The organism is Lonepinella sp. MS14434 (assembly GCF_042468235.1).
Classification (GTDB): domain Bacteria; phylum Pseudomonadota; class Gammaproteobacteria; order Enterobacterales; family Pasteurellaceae; genus Lonepinella.
The window spans coordinates 2,104,649-2,121,177 of record NZ_CP170386.1; the positions used below are offsets into that span (position 1 = coordinate 2,104,649).

At 40.5% G+C, this 16,529-nt stretch carries 14 protein-coding genes; 6 read left to right on the forward strand and 8 right to left on the reverse strand.

Going from position 1 to position 16,529, the window contains the following annotated elements; translation table 11 throughout:
- The first annotated feature begins 82 nt into the window (after positions 1–82).
- The 4 genes from ulaG to O1Q79_RS10185 all read left to right on the forward strand — a co-directional run bounded on the left by ulaG (position 83) and on the right by O1Q79_RS10185 (position 3,635).
- Complete coding sequence (gene ulaG / locus O1Q79_RS10170; protein ID WP_386692225.1) at positions 83–1,174, forward strand: L-ascorbate 6-phosphate lactonase; 1,092 nt, start codon at positions 83–85, stop codon at positions 1,172–1,174.
- A gap of 98 nt (positions 1,175–1,272) precedes the next feature.
- Complete coding sequence (gene ulaR, locus O1Q79_RS10175) at positions 1,273–2,025, forward strand: HTH-type transcriptional regulator UlaR (protein ID WP_386692227.1); 753 nt, start codon at positions 1,273–1,275, stop codon at positions 2,023–2,025.
- A gap of 33 nt (positions 2,026–2,058) precedes the next feature.
- Entirely contained in the window at positions 2,059–2,919 is an 861-nt protein-coding gene (locus tag O1Q79_RS10180) for an L-ribulose-5-phosphate 3-epimerase (protein ID WP_386692229.1), read from the forward strand.
- Positions 2,916–3,635: an L-ribulose-5-phosphate 4-epimerase gene (locus tag O1Q79_RS10185; protein ID WP_386692231.1), complete on the forward strand. Its 720-nt coding sequence runs from the start codon at positions 2,916–2,918 to the stop codon at positions 3,633–3,635. Before O1Q79_RS10180 ends, O1Q79_RS10185 begins: the two co-directional genes overlap by 4 nt.
- Before the next feature lie 27 nt (positions 3,636–3,662).
- Here O1Q79_RS10185 and O1Q79_RS10190 read toward each other — a convergent pair whose 3' ends face one another.
- The gene (locus O1Q79_RS10190; protein WP_386692233.1) at positions 3,663–4,373 is read right to left on the reverse strand and encodes a tRNA1(Val) (adenine(37)-N6)-methyltransferase; all 711 of its coding nucleotides are present in this window, start codon (positions 4,371–4,373) and stop codon (positions 3,663–3,665) included.
- Between the two features lie 67 nt (positions 4,374–4,440).
- On the opposite strand from O1Q79_RS10190, the gene srmB reads away from it, so the two are divergent.
- Positions 4,441–5,763 carry an ATP-dependent RNA helicase SrmB gene (srmB, locus tag O1Q79_RS10195; protein ID WP_386693393.1) on the forward strand — a complete coding sequence of 441 codons (1,323 nt, stop codon included), beginning with the start codon at positions 4,441–4,443 and terminating at the stop codon, positions 5,761–5,763.
- A gap of 133 nt (positions 5,764–5,896) precedes the next feature.
- On the opposite strand, the gene rhaM is transcribed toward srmB, so the two are convergent.
- The 6 genes from rhaM to rhaB form a co-directional block, all read right to left on the reverse strand.
- Positions 5,897–6,211, reverse strand: a complete 315-nt coding sequence (gene rhaM, locus O1Q79_RS10200; RefSeq protein ID WP_386692235.1) for an L-rhamnose mutarotase — start codon at positions 6,209–6,211, stop codon at positions 5,897–5,899.
- A 9-nt stretch (positions 6,212–6,220) separates the two neighbouring features.
- Entirely contained in the window at positions 6,221–7,372 is a 1,152-nt protein-coding gene (fucO, locus tag O1Q79_RS10205; protein ID WP_386692237.1) for a lactaldehyde reductase, read from the reverse strand.
- Positions 7,373–7,415: 43 nt separating this feature from the next.
- Positions 7,416–8,450 (reverse strand): L-rhamnose/proton symporter RhaT, encoded by a 1,035-nt coding sequence (rhaT, locus tag O1Q79_RS10210; RefSeq protein WP_386692240.1) that lies wholly within the window; start codon positions 8,448–8,450, stop codon positions 7,416–7,418.
- Positions 8,451–8,584: 134 nt separating this feature from the next.
- The gene (gene rhaD / locus O1Q79_RS10215) at positions 8,585–9,403 is read right to left on the reverse strand and encodes a rhamnulose-1-phosphate aldolase (protein WP_386692242.1); all 819 of its coding nucleotides are present in this window, start codon (positions 9,401–9,403) and stop codon (positions 8,585–8,587) included.
- 12 nt (positions 9,404–9,415) lie between these two features.
- Positions 9,416–10,666 carry an L-rhamnose isomerase gene (locus O1Q79_RS10220; RefSeq protein WP_386692244.1) on the reverse strand — a complete coding sequence of 417 codons (1,251 nt, stop codon included), beginning with the start codon at positions 10,664–10,666 and terminating at the stop codon, positions 9,416–9,418.
- A gap of 11 nt (positions 10,667–10,677) precedes the next feature.
- Positions 10,678–12,126, reverse strand: coding sequence for a rhamnulokinase (rhaB, locus tag O1Q79_RS10225; RefSeq protein WP_386692246.1), 1,449 nt, complete (start codon positions 12,124–12,126; stop codon positions 10,678–10,680).
- A 204-nt stretch (positions 12,127–12,330) separates the two neighbouring features.
- Between rhaB and O1Q79_RS10230 the strand changes: the two genes are divergently transcribed.
- Entirely contained in the window at positions 12,331–13,137 is an 807-nt protein-coding gene (locus tag O1Q79_RS10230) for a helix-turn-helix domain-containing protein (protein WP_386692248.1), read from the forward strand.
- 157 nt (positions 13,138–13,294) lie between these two features.
- Here the strand turns inward: O1Q79_RS10230 and carB are convergent, their stop codons facing one another.
- Positions 13,295–16,504: a carbamoyl-phosphate synthase large subunit gene (gene carB, locus O1Q79_RS10235; RefSeq protein ID WP_386692250.1), complete on the reverse strand. Its 3,210-nt coding sequence runs from the start codon at positions 16,502–16,504 to the stop codon at positions 13,295–13,297.
- Between the last annotated feature and the right edge of the window lie 25 nt (positions 16,505–16,529).

Here is a 16,529-nt window from a genome sequence, read left to right on the forward strand (position 1 = left end):
AAAAAAGAAAAACTATTTTACAAATTTGTATGATTGGTTATGATTGTTTTTGATTATTTAATTACGCTTTAAGGAGCTTGCAATGAGTAAAATACAAGAAATCAGTCGTGAAAGTTGGATTCTTTCTACATTTCCAGAATGGGGAACATGGTTAAATGAAGAAATTGAACAGGAAGTTGTACCAGAAGGCAATTTTGCTATGTGGTGGTTAGGTTGCGTGGGTGTTTGGATTAAAACACCAGCAGGAGCCAATATCTGTATGGATTTATGGTGTAGCCGTGGTAAAAGCACTAAGAAAGTAAAAGATATGGTACGTGGTCACCAAATGGCGAATATGGCGGGTGTGCGTAAATTACAACCAAACTTACGTGCTCAACCAATGGTGTTAGATCCATTTGCGATCAACGAAGTGGACTACATCTTAGCGTCTCACTACCACAGTGACCATATTGACGTAAATGTAGCTGCAGCTATTATCAACAATCCAAAATTAGATCATGTTAAATTTGTTGGACCTTGGCATTGTACTGAATTATGGAAAAAATGGGGTGTGCCAGAAGATCGTTTAATTACTGTTAAACCGGGAGATGTGGTAAAATTAAAAGACGTTGAGATCCACGCATTAGATTCTTTTGACCGTACTTGTTTAGTCACTTTACCTGTTGAAGGTGCAGAAAATCAAGACGGCGAATTAGCAGGTCTTTGCCCATCGGATGAAGAAATGGGGCGTAAAGCGGTGAACTATGTGTTTAAAACACCGGGTGGTAATATTTATCATGGTGCCGATTCTCACTATTCAATCCAATTTGCCAAACATGGTAAACAATTTGATATTGATGTGGCATTAAACAACTACGGTGAAAACCCAGTAGGTATTGCCGATAAGATGACATCTATCGACTTACTTCGTATGGCGGAATGTTTACGTACCAACGTGATCATCCCTGTTCACCACGATATTTGGACCAACTTTATGGCCAGTACGCAAGAAATCATTGATTTGTGGCGTATGCGTAAAGATCGTTTACAATACAAATTCCACCCATTTATTTGGGAAGTGGGTGGCAAATATGTTTATCCACGTGATAAAGACTTAATTGAATATCATCACCCTCGTGGTTTTGATGATTGTTTTGAACAAGAACCAAATATTCAATTTAAATCAATGCTTTAATATATAAAAGACACTTTCTGACCGCCTTGTTGGATTGTTTAAAGTGCGGTTAGAAAGTGGATTTATTATTGATTAAAGCCTATTTTTCAGGAAGAACAATGAACGAAAATTATAGACATAGACAATTATTAGCTTTACTCAATAAACAAAAAGCACTTTCTACACAAACGATAATAGAACAACTAAAAGTTTCTCCTGCTACTGTTCGTCGAGATATTAATAAATTAAATGAATTGGGACTTCTCAAGAAAGTGCGTAATGGGGTAGAGCATTTGCATTATACAATAGTTCAAAATCCAGAATTAGTTGATACCACGCATAATGATGAGAAACAACGTATTGTGCTAGCGGCTGCTGATATATGTAAAGCAGGGCAAAGTGTTTTTATTACTTGTGGCACAACGATGATGATGCTAGGACAGCAATTATGTGGGCGAGATATACAAATTTTAACCAATTATATGTCATTGGCAAATTATTTAATTAAGCACAAGCATAGTGATTTATGTATTATGGGAGGGCAGTATAATGCAGAAAAAGATATAACCCTCTCTTTTAATAGTTCTGATTACAGTCATTACTATGCTGCTAATATTATGTTTACCAGTGGACGAGGACTTACTGAAGAAGGCTTATTTAAAACGGATATGATTATTGCCAATTCAGAAAAACAAATGGCAGCTAAAGCTGATCGATATGTCGTGTTATTAGATAGTTCTAAATTAGATAATAAAGCGGGTATGTTATTTACCCGAATTAATGACATTGACACCTTAATTACAGGACAAGAAGCGGATCCTGAGATTATTCAAAAATTGAGAGATAAAGGTTTAAAAATTATTCTGGCTTAACCGCCTTAGGCATGCTTATAGAAGGAAAACGTTATGCGAAAACATAAACTTGGTATTTACGAAAAAGCCTTACCAAAAAACATTAGCTGGCAAGACAGACTTTCCATTGCTAAAGCGACAGGTTTTGATTTTGTGGAAATCTCTATTGATGAAACAGACGAACGTCTTGCTCGCTTGGATTGGAGCAAAAAAGAACGAATCCAGTTGGTAAAAGCTATTATTAACACAGGTGTGACGATTCCATCTATGTGCCTTTCAGGTCATCGCCGCTTTCCATTTGGTAGTAAAGATCCGGCAATTCGCCAAAAAGCTTATGAAATTATGGAAAAAGCTATTCAATTATCTGTGGATATTGGAGTGAGAACCATTCAATTAGCGGGTTATGATGTTTATTACGAAGAGCAAGACGAAGAAACCCTACGCTTATTTGAAGAAGGCTTGAAATGGGCAGTAGAATTAGCTGCGAGCAATGAAGTGACTATTGCGGTGGAAATTATGGATACCCAATTTATGAGTTCCATTTCGCGTTGGAAAAAATGGGACGATATTATCAAAAACCCATGGTTTACGGTGTATCCAGACTTAGGTAACTTAACCGCTTGGAATGACAATGTGGAAGAAGAACTGCAGTTAGGAATTGATAAGATTTCTAAAATCCATTTAAAAGATACTTACAAAGTAACTGAAACCTGCAAAGGGCAATTCCGTGATGTGCCATTTGGTGACGGCTGTGTAGATTTCGTCAACTGTTTTAGAATTTTAAACGAATTAAATTATCGTGGTGCATTTTTAATTGAAATGTGGACTGAAAAATCAGATGAGCCGATAGCAGAGATTATTAATGCTCGCCGTTGGATCGAACAAAAAATGAAAGAAGGGGGCTTTACACTATGACTAAATTAACATCCTTAACACCTGAATTACAAGCACTAAGAGAGCGTGTACTGAAAGCAAATTTAGAATTACCTAAATATGGCTTGGTTACTTTCACTTGGGGCAATGTGAGTGAAATAGACCGCGCTTCCGGCTTAGTGGCGATTAAGCCATCTGGGGTAGAATACGATGCCATGACAGTGGAAGATATTGTGATCGTGGACTTACAAGGCAATCGTGTTTATGGCGACAAAAAACCGTCTTCTGACACAGACACACACTTAGAACTGTATCGTGAATTCAAAGATATCGGTGGTGTGGTACATACCCATTCTCGCCATGCGGTGGGTTGGGCACAAGCTGGTGAAGATATTTTAGCGTTAGGTACTACCCAAGGTGACTATTTCTATGGTTCTGTACCTTGCACACGTCGCATGACCCCAGCAGAAATTGCCGGTTCATATGAATTAGAAACGGGCAAAGTGATCGTGGAAACGTTCCGCAAACGTGGTATTGAACCAAAAGCGGTACCGGGTGTATTAGTCCATTCTCATGGACCTTTCACTTGGGGCAAAGACGGACATGATGCAGTGCATAATTCGGTGGTATTAGAAGAAGTGGCTTATATGAACTTTATCAGTCACCAAATCCGCCCACAAATTAATTCTATGCAACAAGAATTGTTGGATAAACATTATTTACGTAAACATGGGGCGAATGCCTACTACGGTCAATAATGATTTTAGGGGACGATAAACGTCCCCTTACATTTTCAAATAAAAGTCTCTCGTCAATTCAACAAATTCATGAGTATATTGATTATTTTGATCATAAATCACGAGTTGACTCGCTTTTTTCTCTTTTTCTATTCGTTCAAAAGAAAGTAACATTCTATGCGGAACTTTGCCTTGCTTAGTAATGATTTCACAACGCTGGTTGCAATAAAGTGCGGTGCTTTTTATTAAATTTTCTGCTTGCTCGACAGGTAAAATAAATTGAATCTTGCCTTGTTCACTCAAACATTGATTAGCCAAATTTAGCCAAGTTAAATGATCGTACTGCTGGGTATAGCGAGCAATATTGCGTTCAGATGTAGCACAATTAACCCCTTTTGGAAAATAAGGTGGGTTTGCCACGATTAAATCAAAACATTGTTGTTTTTCACCGCAGTATTGTGAGAAATCGGCAATATCTTGTTGAATGACATGGATTTTATTTTTCCATTTGGATGATATTATATTCTCTTTTGCTTGTTCAACTGCATTTGGGTCAATTTCCACGCCAATAATTTGGGTATTTTCATCCGTGCGTTGTGCCAACATCAGAGCAATTAAACCTGTTCCGGTACCAAGATCACAAATTCGTTTTGAATTAGACACATCCGCCCACGTACCCAGTAGAATACCGTCTGTCCCCACTTTCATGGCACATTTGTCGTGTTGAATACGAAGTTGTTTAAAGCTAAAGCCTGACATAAATCCCCCGATTGCTTTAAAGTGCGGTATAATTTAACACAATTTTTAACGAAGATAGAGAATAATGATGTCGCAACCGACTTTTGAAGAATTTGACCTGTCGCCAATGTTGCTCAAAGCCATTGCGAAGAAAGGTTACACTCGCCCCACGACCATTCAACAGGAAACCATACCTGCTGCCATGGAATTGCGTGATATATTAGGTTCTGCCCCGACAGGTACGGGTAAAACCGTGGCATTTTTACTGCCCGCTATTCAGCATTTATTAGACAATCCACGCCGTCAACCTGGTCCACCACGGATTTTGGTTCTCACACCAACCCGAGAATTAGCCATGCAAGTGGCAGAGCAAGCGGAAGAATTAGCTCAATTTACCCATTTGAGTATTGCGACTATTACAGGCGGTGTGGCATATCAAAATCATGGTGAAGTGTTTAATAAAAACCAAGATTTAGTGGTGGCAACCCCTGGGCGGCTATTACAGTATATCAAAGAAGAAAATTTTGATTGTCGTTCAGTAGAAATTTTGATTTTTGATGAAGCGGATCGTATGTTGCAAATGGGCTTTGGGCAAGATGCGGAGAAAATTGCCGCCGAAACCCGTTGGCGTGAACAAACCATGTTATTTTCCGCTACGCTTGAGGGCGAATTGCTGACCGATTTTGCCGAACGCTTATTACAAGACCCACTGCAAATTGATGCCGAACCTAGTCGCCGTGAACGCAAAAAAATTAATCAATGGTATTATCATGCCGATAATGTTGAACATAAAACCAAATTGCTTGCTCGTTTTATTGAAAATGAGCAAGTCAGCCGTGGCATTGTGTTTGTGCGTCGTCGTGAAGATGTGCGTGAGTTATCAGAAACCTTGCGTAAACGGAATATTCGTAGCACCTATTTAGAGGGTGAAATGGCTCAAACCCAACGTAATAATGCCATTGATAAGCTAAAAAATGGCATTGTTACCGTGTTAGTGGCAACTGACGTAGCAGCACGAGGTATTGATATTGATGATGTCAGCCACATTATGAATTTTGATTTACCTTATAGTGCAGATACTTATTTACATCGTATTGGAAGAACGGCTCGAGCAGGTAAAAAAGGTACCGCTGTATCTTTCGTAGAAGCTCATGATTATAGCCTATTAGGCAAAATCAAACGTTACACCGAAGAATTGCTGAAACCTAGAATTATTGAAGGGTTAGAACCTCGTACCAAAGCCCCGAAAGACGGTGAAGTAAAATCTGTCAGCAAGAAAGCCAAGGCACGGATTAAAGCTAAACGGGAAGAAAAGAAAAAGGACGAGCAGAAGAAAAAGGTAAAAATTCGCCATAAAGATACGAAAAATATTGGGAAAAGGCGTAAACCGAGTGGGGCAACACCGGCTTAAAAATGTAGAGAAACATTTTCCCCACATGTACTTAAAAGGACTGATTTCGAGATAATGTCGTTGTCAGTCCTTGATGTTTAAGTATTGAGGATAAGCTCATTTTACAGATGTTCTGATCCTTAACGTATCAGATTTATTCCAAATAAAACACCTGTGCCAATTCTTCAGAAATTGGGCTGTTATCAGGATTAGATGGCATAATATCTTTCATAAAAGCCCACCATTTCTGGCAAGCCACAGTTTGGGAAACGGCGTTCCAGCGATCTTCATCTTCAATTTCTACATACGCAAATAATAAATTACGTTGTTTATCCAGAAAAATCGAATAATGGTGTGCACCGTGTGATTTTAATTCTTCCACTAATTCAGGAAAAATTTCATCGTGGCGTTTTTTATATTCAGCATGGCAGTCTGGATTCACTTGCATAACAAAACCTTTTCTGATCATGATTTCCTCCTAATAAATAGCACGATATAAATTTTCGATTTCAGCTAATGTTGCTTTACGAGGATTGCCACCTGTACAAACATCATCCAAGGCAGCTTGTGCCAACGCTGGAATATCATCTTCTTTCACATTTAGCTCATGTAATGTCGCTGGAATATGCACATCTTTGCTCAATTGTCTAACGGCTTCAATGGCAGCCACTCTTGCTTGTTCAATTGTCATATTCTCTGTATTTTTTACCCCCATTGCTTTTGCAATATCACGATATTTATCGCCGGTAAATTCAGCATTGTATTGCATAATATGTGGTAATAATACTGCATTGGCTACGCCGTGAGGTGTGTTATAAAACGCACCTAATGGGTGAGCCATACCATGCACTAAACCCAGCCCAACATTAGAAAATCCCATACCAGCCACATATTGTCCTAATGCCATATCTTCAACCCCTTGCTGCTCACCGTTAACCGAAGCACGCAAAGAACGGGCAATAATTTCAATGGCTTTTAAATGGAACATATCCGAAAGTTCCCACGCTCCCAAAGTGATATAACCTTCAATGGCGTGGGTTAACGCATCCACACCAGTCGCTGCTTTTAGTGATGGTGGCATGCTCGCCATCATATCGCTATCAATAATCGCTACTTGTGGAATTGAATGAGGATCGACACAAACAAATTTGCGTTTATTTTCTTCATCAGTAATCACATAGTTAATCGTTACTTCTGCAGCAGTACCTGCGGTGGTGGCTATCGCAATGGTTGGTATCGCTGGATTTTTGGTCGGTGCGACACCTTCAAGGCTACGGATATCGGCAAATTCTGGATTATTAATGATAATCCCTATGGCTTTTGCCGTATCTTGTGGAGAACCACCTCCGATAGAAATCAAGTAGTCCGCACCGCTGGCTTTAAATTTTGCGACACCATGTTCTACAACGGTCATGGTTGGGTTGGGCAATACTTCATCAAAGATTTCATAAACCAAATTAGCTTGATCTAAAAGTGCGGTCACTTTTTCCACGACTTTGAACTGCACTAAAGGCTTATCTGTCACTATTAATGCTTTTTTGAAACCACGTTTTTGTACTTCTGTTACCACGTTGGTAATAGATCCGGAACCGAAGTAAGAGGTTTCGTTTAAAATAAATCTATGAGACATAATGAACTCCTTATTTTTAGAAAATTTTAGAAAATAGTGGGATTTAATTCGCCATACCTAAACCCACGATATTAGCGGCAAGCACAATAATCAAGCAACCAATAACAAGTACACGAGTCGGTTTTGTGCCTGTATTGTTCCATTCTTTTAACGCTAAACCGACAATACCACCACAAAGGACATAGAAGCTCATGTGTAACATCCAGCTCATAAAGCCGTATTCGGTTGGAATATTGGCGTGTCCCCAAGCGTAGAAGAAGAATTGGAAATACCACATAATCCCACCAAGTGCTGAGAACAAAATATTGGTGATTAATAAACTTTTTACTACGCTCATATCGGATTTAAAAGAAAGTTCAGGGCGTGTTTTTAAGCGAATAATACAAAAACTTAAATTAATAATGGCACCGCCACCCATAATAACCACATAACTTGGTAATGCCACATAAAGTGGGTCAACGCCAAGTGAAGCAGCTGCTTCATGCATTGGGGTAGCGGCACTCATCGCAAAAGACATACCCGCAGAAAAAATACCGCACATCACAGCAAGGGCTAAACCTTTTTTCAAGTTAAATTCTTCTGTGGTGACACCTAATACTTTTTCTTTAAGTAACCCTGCATAAGACACGACGGCAACACCAATCACGGCAACAACCACGCCGAGCAAGGTCATTTGTCCGCCACTACTTGCTAACAATTCGCCAAAGCGACCTTGTAAAATCGGGGTCATTAATGTACCGATGATTAATGTTATCCCAATTGCGACACCGATCCCCATTGACATACCAAGATAACGCATGGTTAAGCCATAGCCCACATTACCAATGCCCCACATAGCACCGAACAGGAATACTGGCAATAAGACACTGCTACTAAATGAACCGTAATAAGACCAGAAATCAGGCAATAACCAGTAAGAAATACTCCAAGGCAGTAAAATCCAGGAAAAAATCCCAGCCACTGCCCACATGGTTTCCCAAGACCAATTGGTGACTTTTTTCATTGGTGCATAAAAGCACGCAGCGGATGTGGCACCGACAAAGTGCCAGAAGATACCTAATAAAATTGAGCTACCCATAATGAACTCCTTGATAATTGATTTTTGTTAAAAATTAGCCATATTTACTCACAATCCCTGCTGGGATTATTCGGGGCTTCGCTCCCGTTGCAAGCAACGTTGAAAATTCCTTCGGGATTTTTTGAACCGCAGTTTTACAACACACCTGCTATTGGCGTTACCCCAAAGCGTTTTGCTAAGGCATAAAAATTTTCTGTGGTAATGGTTTGTTTTTTACCGCCCATTGATTTTACTTTTACTGAAATTTCCGATGATTTTTCCACCACATCAATTAACCCAAAAGCCTCATCTAGACTTGGTCCTGTAGCAAAAATACCGTGGAATGGCCAAATCACGACGGAGTGTTTCGCCATTTTTTCTGCGGTGGCATAACCGATTTCGTCAATCCCCGGCACCATCCAAGGTAATACGCCTATACCGTCAGGGAAAACCACCAGAGATTCCGTACTCATTTCCCAAAGTTCACGAGTGAAGGTTACTTCATCGAGCGGTAAAACATAGGTTAGTGCGATTAAATTAGTAGGGTGGCAGTGCATAATCACCCGATCTTGCCCATTGGATTTTTTGATCCGCACAATATGGGATTGCAAATGGGAAGCCAATTCTGAGGTAGCAACGCCACCATTTTTTAATCCCCAAAGAACATAGTAGCCTTTGCCTTGTTCATCTACTTGAATCAAAGCAAGGGTATCTTCAGGATCTAAAATCACGTTACGGAAAAATTTACCTGATCCCGTGACGATAAAATATTGCCCTGCCACTTCTGCAACATCTTGTGTGATCAATTCATGACGTGGATTCGGAGCAAATTGGCTTTTAAAAGGTTCTACATCTAAATCTAACAAACGGAAACTCACATTACCGCCGTTCCGTTCATCCCAACCTTTTAACCAAAGGTCATGGGTTGCTTTTACCATGCCTTTAACAAACCAAGAATCTAAAATTGCTGTCATTTGTATTACTCCTTAACGTTGACTTAATACGGTTTTTTCATATTCACGCACATCATCTAACCAACGACTTCCGACAGGCACGTTATGACGTTCGCAGTACATATCCCACACCGCTTGCCATGGTAATGATTTTTGTTCTTCCAATAAGGCAAGACGAGTAGTGAAATCTCGGGCATTTTCAAGCTCTCGTAATTGTGCGGTGGGTTCAAGCAAGGCTTTGAGCAAGGCTTTTTGCATATTGCGAGTGCCGATTACCCAAGCGGCGATACGATTAATGGACGCATCAAAGAAATCCAAGCCGATATGGACACGGTCGAATAATTGGTTGCGAATAATTTCATTGGCGATGGCTTGGGTTTCATCATCTAACAACACCACATGATCGCTGTCCCAACGCACAGGGCGGCTGACGTGGAGCAATAAATGTTGAATAAATGGCATCACGGCGGAGATTTTGTCGGCAATGGATTCCGTTGGGTGGAAATGCCCTGCATCTAAGCAAAGTGCCGTACCACGAGTGGCAGCGTAAATAGCATAAAATTCATTTGAACCCACAGTGTAAGATTCCACACCAATGCCAAATAATTTACTTTCTACCGCATCAAGATGATATTTCGGATCGATTTTTTCGCTGATAATTTCATCTAAGGATTCCACTAAGCGTTGGCGTGGGGCGAATTTGTCCACCACTAAATCTTTGCTACCGTCAGGGATCCAAATATTCATCACCGATGCAGTGCCTAATTCTTTACCGAAATATTCGGAAATCTTGCGACAGGCTTTGCCGTGTTCAATCCAGAAATCTCGAATTTCTTTATTGGCATGGGTGAGTGTGGATTCTTCACTTAATGGGTGAGAAAAATAGGTTGGATTAAAATCTAAACCAAGTTGATTTTGTTTCGCCCAATCTACCCAGTTGGCAAAATGTTCTGGTTTAATTTCATTACGTTCGACTTTTTGTTCAGCTTCCAAATAAGACGCATGCAAATTCAAGCGTTTTTTACCCGGAATTAATGACATGGCTTTATCCAAGTCAGCACGCAATTCCATTGCGGTACGAGCTTTGCCGGGATAATTCCCAGTCGCTTGAATACCACCTGTTAAACTGCCAGCACCTTGCTCGAAACCGCCTACATCATCACCTTGCCAACAGTGCATAGAAATCGGCAATTGATCTAATAAATTAAGTGCAGTTTCAGTGTCAACACCAATATCGGCAAATTGTTGTTGAGCGAGTTGATAGGTTTGTTGTACGTTACTCATAGTAATACTCCTTAATTTAATGCACAAAATTCTTGCCATTTTTTCTCAATAAGAGAATCAGACAAAAAGTGCGGTTGTTTTTGGAAACGTTTTAATGGAAAGTTTTTCGCCACAATGTGACGAAATTCTGCTTGGTTTTTAATTTGATCGAGTGCCATTAATTGGCAACCGACATTGCCTAATACAGATGCTTCAATAGGGCCAGCCCATACATCAATATCGCATAAATCAGCACAAAGTTGATTTAATAACGCATTTTGGCTACCACCACCCACAATATGCAAAGCACTAATAGGTTTACCTTGTAAGTCAGCCAGTTGTAATGCCACTTGGCGATATAACATGGCAAGACTGTCAAAAATACAACGAGCTAATTGTGCGGTAGTTTCTGGCACAATTTGATTGTGGCTTGCACAATACTGTTGAATGGCTTGTACCATAGACGGTGGGTTTAAGAAACACTCTGCATTCGGGTTAATTAGGTTCGCAAATGCAGGAAGTTGTTCGGCATCATGCACAAGAGTAGCAATATCTTGTACATCACGTTCGGTACAAAGGCGATTAAACAACCATAAGCCCATAATATTTTTTAAGATACGATAATGTCCATCAACGCCACCTTCGTTGGTAATATTGTTATTCATTGCGGTATCATTGGTACAAGGGGTTAAGCGATCTAATCCCATTAATGACCAAGTGCCAGAACAAAGATAAGCCGAATATTCATCAGAAAGTGGCGTAGAAATCACCGCACTTGCGGTATCATGGCTTGCCACGGACATCACAGGGATATGGTTTTGCCAATGTCCTACTTGATATCCCGGATGACGAATTTGTCCAAACCAACTTGGTGCTAAACCAAGATAATCAATTAATTCCAGATCCCAGCTATCGGTATTGACATTAACTAATTGCGTGGTGGTGGCATTGGTATATTCACGATTCATCACGCCAGTCAAGCGGTAGTTTAAATAATCGGGGATCATCAAAAAATCGGTGACTTGATTAAGCCAATCAGGGTTTTCATCCACAGTTGCTTTTAATTGATAAAGGGTATTGAATGGTAAAAATTGGATGCCTGTTTTACGGTAAATGGTTTCTTTGCCTAGTTCTTGTTGCACTTTCGGCATTACCAAATCAGTGCGGTGATCACGATAAGCATAGGTTGGAGCAATAACATCACCGTTTTTATCTAGCAATACGTAGTCCACACCCCAAGTGTCAATACCGATACTATGTAATACTTTTCCGCTATTAAGAATTTTATCAAGTCCAGTTAGGATTTCTTTTTCAAGATAATCTAAATCCCAACAATCGTGACCATTTTGATGAATGAATTGATTTTTGAAACGATGGATTTCATTGAGTGTAATCTGTTGACTATCTGTGGTATAAGTTGCCAACATCACACGTCCACTGGATGCCCCAAGATCCACAGCCGCAATATTTAAATTCGTCATAGAACCCCCTTTAGAATAGTAAATGAAAGGGAGTGTAAGCCGTTTTGTTTGATGATTCTTTAAGTTAAACGACAGGAAAAGAAAATATTTTGGCGGAAAATTAATAGTCAATGTGATCAGTGTCACAAATTGAAAAAATAGTGAGAAAAGAAATTATCACCAACTTGTTAAAGTTTTATACTAGCCATCAAGAGAGGGTAAAAAATGTTCACCAGATTACGCTATAAAGATTTCTTCCAGTCAAGTCAACAACTCTTAGCGGTTGAGCCACGCTTGCCGCAAGAAAATTATCCTGAACATACTCATGATTTTAATGAACTTGTATTGATAACGAAAGGTAGCGGGCGACATATTTTAAATGGCTACCCACACGAATTACATCAAGGCATGGTGTTGTATATTAACGCTGATGATCATCATCTATATGAAAATGTAGATAATCTTTATTTAACCAATATTTTATTAAAACCTGAAAATGATTTTAAATTCATTCATAATGTTGATGTCGTCTTACAAGACCTTGCCCCTAGTCAGTCCCAATATAAAATGGTGAAGCATCAAGCGTTGAGTCACATCAATCAACAAATAGAATTATTACAGCAAGTCCCGTTAAATTCTTTACAACAAGAAAGCTGTTTTTTACAAATTCTGAATTTATTACAGCTAAATCAATACTGTGTAAATAGAGATTCGGGTGGTGGGAGAGATGAAAATTTATATCAACTCTTGCGTTATTTAAGTTTTAATTTTAAACAAGAGATTAATTGGCAACAGTTAAGTCAAGATTTCCAACTACCGTTAAGATCGTTGCAACGTATGGTAAAGGAAAAATTAGGTATCACGCCACAACAATATGTGAATAAGCTGAGACTATCCTATGCCTATTACCAATTAAAATACAGTGAGAAAGCGATTATTGAGATTGCCCTAGAGAGTGGATTTAGCGATAGTAGTTACTTTTCGAGTTGTTTTAAACATGAATTTGGTTATTGCCCGAGAGAGTTGAGATAAATTCTGGATTTCTTGTTAATTTTGTCTTTTAAGCCTTATTTTGAATACCATATTTCTAAACGGAAATATTTTGGCGTTGTTCATTTTCAAAATAGTGGGATAAAGCCAGTTACTATAAAGCTTTACCCACTCTTTCCCGACTATTTTTATGAGACTATCACTTGTTTAGACTTTGATGCAGCTCCTGTACCGAATATACATCAAGTTTATCAATACTTTTCACACCTTCTACTAAGGCTTCTGCTCCGGAAAGCGTTGTTTGTAAAAACACTTTCTGTTGCAATGCACTTTGGCGAATAGAATGGCTATCCGTTACACTTTCAGGCGTACTGCCGACAGTATTAATGATCGTGGCAATTTCACCGTTTTTAATTGCATCCACAATGTGCGGGCGACCTTCACGTACTTTATTGACGATTTGGGCGAATACACCGTTTTCTTTTAGGAATTTTGCTGTCCCTATCGTTGCACATAAGCCGTAACCTTGTTCTTGTAAGCTACGGGCTACTGGTAATAAGCGTGCTTTGTCTTTATTATCAACAGAAACAAAGACTTTACCAGTTTTAGGAATACGTTCATTTGCCCCCAGCTGTGCTTTTAAAAAGGCTTCGGAAAAGGTCTTTCCAACGCCCATAACTTCACCTGTTGAACGCATTTCAGGACCGAGAATGGTATCCACACCTGGGAATTTGATAAATGGGAACACCGCTTCTTTGACGGAGTAATAATCAGGAATCACTTCCCCTGCAATGCTTTGCTCAGCCAAGGAAATACCTGCCATCACCCGAGCAGCAATTTTGGCCAAAGATCGCCCTGTGGCTTTGCTCACAAATGGCACGGTGCGGCTGGCTCGTGGGTTGACTTCCAACACATAAATTACGTCATTTTGCACCGCAAATTGCACGTTCATCAAGCCTACCACTTTTAACGCTTGTGCCATAGCAGCGGTCTGACGGCGGATTTCATCTTGCATTGCTGTACTTAACGAGTATGGTGGTAAGGAACAAGCGGAGTCACCACTGTGAATACCTGCTTGTTCAATATGTTGCATAATGCCACCAATGATGACTTCCTTGCCGTCACAAATACAATCCACGTCCACTTCAATGGCGTTGTTCAAAAAGTGATCCAACAAAATCGGGCTATCTTCTGATACTTGTACGGCTTCACGCATATATTTGTTGAGTTCGTCCACGTTGTAAACGATCTGCATCGCCCGACCGCCTAACACATAAGACGGACGTACCACCAACGGATAGCCTACTTCTTCCGCCAATTTCACCGCTTCCACTGCATTGCGAGCGGTGCGGTTATTTGGTTGTTTTAAGCCTAAATCGTGCAAGATTTTTTGGAAACGTTCACGGTCTTCTGCTGCATCAATGCTATCTGCGGATGTACCGATGATGTTCACGCCGTTATCGTGCAAAGCATTGGCAAGTTTCAACGGCGTTTGACCGCCGTAATGCACGATCACGCCGTACGGATTTTCCACGTGGATAATTTCTAACACATCTTCCAATGTCAACGGCTCAAAATATAAACGGTCGGACGTATCAAAATCCGTAGAAACTGTTTCAGGGTTGCAGTTGACCATAATGGTTTCAAAACCGCTTTCACGTAAGGCAAGGGCCGCATGCACACAGCAATAGTCAAACTCAATGCCTTGTCCGATACGGTTCGGACCACCACCTAAAATCATAATTTTTTTGCGATCCGTTGGACGGCTTTCGCACTCTTCTTCATAGGTAGAATAGAGATATGCCGTATCCGATTTAAACTCGCCAGCACAGGTGTCCACTCGTTTGTAAACAGGGTGTAGATTTAATAAATTGCGTTTATTTCTGACCGCACTTTCGCCCGCTTTAGTGAGTTGCCCAATACGTTTGTCGGAAAAGCCTTTGCGTTTTAAGCGGCGTAGTTCGGCGTAGTCCAATTCATCTAGTGTACGTTTTTCCAACGCCAGTTCTTCTTGCACCAAGTCCTGAATTTGAATTAAGAACCAAGGGTCAATTTTGGAATAGTGATGCACTTCTTCCAAGCTGAAACCTGCTCCGAATGCATCCGCCACATATAAAATGCGGTTAGGTCCGGGGTTGCCTAATTCGCTACGGATTTTTTCAGGTTCTTCAGAAAGCAAATTGAAACCGCAAATGCCTGTTTCCAATCCACGCAAGGCTTTTTGTAAACTTTCTTGGAAAGTGCGACCCATTGCCATCACTTCGCCCACGGATTTCATTTGGGTGGTTAAACGGTCGTCTGCTTGGGGAAATTTCTCAAAAGCAAAGCGTGGTACTTTGGTCACCACATAGTCAATGGACGGCTCGAAAGATGCGGGAATTAAACCGCCTGTAATGTCGTTGCGAAGTTCGTTTAAGGTGTAACCTACCGCCAATTTCGCCGCTACTTTGGCAATCGGGAAACCAGTGGCTTTAGACGCTAATGCTGAAGAACGGCTGACCCGTGGATTCATTTCAATCACGATCATCTCACCATTTTCAGGGTTAATGGCAAATTGTACGTTTGAACCGCCTGTATCCACGCCGATTTCACGCAACACCGCCAAGCTGGCATTACGCATAATTTGGTATTCTTTATCGGTCAAGGTTTGAGCAGGAGCAACGGTGATACTGTCGCCCGTATGCACGCCCATAGGGTCAAAGTTTTCAATGGAACACACAATAATACAGTTGTCCGCTTTATCACGCACCACTTCCATTTCGTATTCTTTCCAGCCCAATACAGACTGCTCAATCAACAATTCGTGGGTAGGTGACGCATCAAAACCCCGCTCACAAATGGCTTGAAATTCATCACGGTTATAGGCAATCCCACCGCCCGAACCGCCCATGGTGAAAGATGGACGAATTAAGGTTGGAAATCCCACTTCTTCCTGTGCCTTCCACGCTTCGTCAAAAGTGTGACACACAAAAGATCGCGGTGTATTTAAGCCAATTTTCGCCATGGCCTCTTTAAAACGCCCACGGTCTTCCGCTTTATCAATGGCGTCTTCAGTCGCCCCAATCAGTTCCACATGGTATTTTTTCAATACGCCGTGTTTAGACAAATCCAATGCACAATTCAACGCTGTTTGTCCGCCCATGGTTGGCAAAATCGCATCTGGGCGTTCTTTCTCAATGATTTTTTCCACGGTTTGCCATTGAATTGGCTCAATGTAAGTTACATCAGCCATATTCGGGTCAGTCATAATGGTGGCAGGGTTGGAATTTACCAACACCACTTTATAGCCTTCTTCACGCAAGGCTTTACAGGCTTGTGCTCCCGAATAGTCAAATTCACAGGCTTGCCCAATCACAATCGGACCTGCCCCGATAATTAATATTGTGTTTATGTCGTTACGTTTTGGCATTTTGTTAATCTCTTTAGAATTTATA

Bases quoted from the DNA above. Each gene is read 5' to 3' on its own strand.
- ulaG (WP_386692225.1), top strand. From the start codon at position 83: ATGAGTAAAATACAAGAAATCAGTCGTGAAAGTTGGATTCTTTCTACA.
- ulaR (WP_386692227.1), top strand. From the start codon at position 1,273: ATGAACGAAAATTATAGACATAGACAATTATTAGCTTTACTCAATAAA.
- O1Q79_RS10180 (WP_386692229.1), top strand. From the start codon at position 2,059: ATGCGAAAACATAAACTTGGTATTTACGAAAAAGCCTTACCAAAAAAC.
- O1Q79_RS10185 (WP_386692231.1), top strand. From the start codon at position 2,916: ATGACTAAATTAACATCCTTAACACCTGAATTACAAGCACTAAGAGAG.
- O1Q79_RS10190 (WP_386692233.1), bottom strand. From the start codon at position 4,373: ATGTCAGGCTTTAGCTTTAAACAACTTCGTATTCAACACGACAAATGT.
- srmB (WP_386693393.1), top strand. From the start codon at position 4,441: ATGTCGCAACCGACTTTTGAAGAATTTGACCTGTCGCCAATGTTGCTC.
- rhaM (WP_386692235.1), bottom strand. From the start codon at position 6,211: ATGATCAGAAAAGGTTTTGTTATGCAAGTGAATCCAGACTGCCATGCT.
- fucO (WP_386692237.1), bottom strand. From the start codon at position 7,372: ATGTCTCATAGATTTATTTTAAACGAAACCTCTTACTTCGGTTCCGGA.
- rhaT (WP_386692240.1), bottom strand. From the start codon at position 8,450: ATGGGTAGCTCAATTTTATTAGGTATCTTCTGGCACTTTGTCGGTGCC.
- rhaD (WP_386692242.1), bottom strand. From the start codon at position 9,403: ATGACAGCAATTTTAGATTCTTGGTTTGTTAAAGGCATGGTAAAAGCA.
- O1Q79_RS10220 (WP_386692244.1), bottom strand. From the start codon at position 10,666: ATGAGTAACGTACAACAAACCTATCAACTCGCTCAACAACAATTTGCC.
- rhaB (WP_386692246.1), bottom strand. From the start codon at position 12,126: ATGACGAATTTAAATATTGCGGCTGTGGATCTTGGGGCATCCAGTGGA.
- O1Q79_RS10230 (WP_386692248.1), top strand. From the start codon at position 12,331: ATGTTCACCAGATTACGCTATAAAGATTTCTTCCAGTCAAGTCAACAA.
- carB (WP_386692250.1), bottom strand. From the start codon at position 16,504: ATGCCAAAACGTAACGACATAAACACAATATTAATTATCGGGGCAGGT.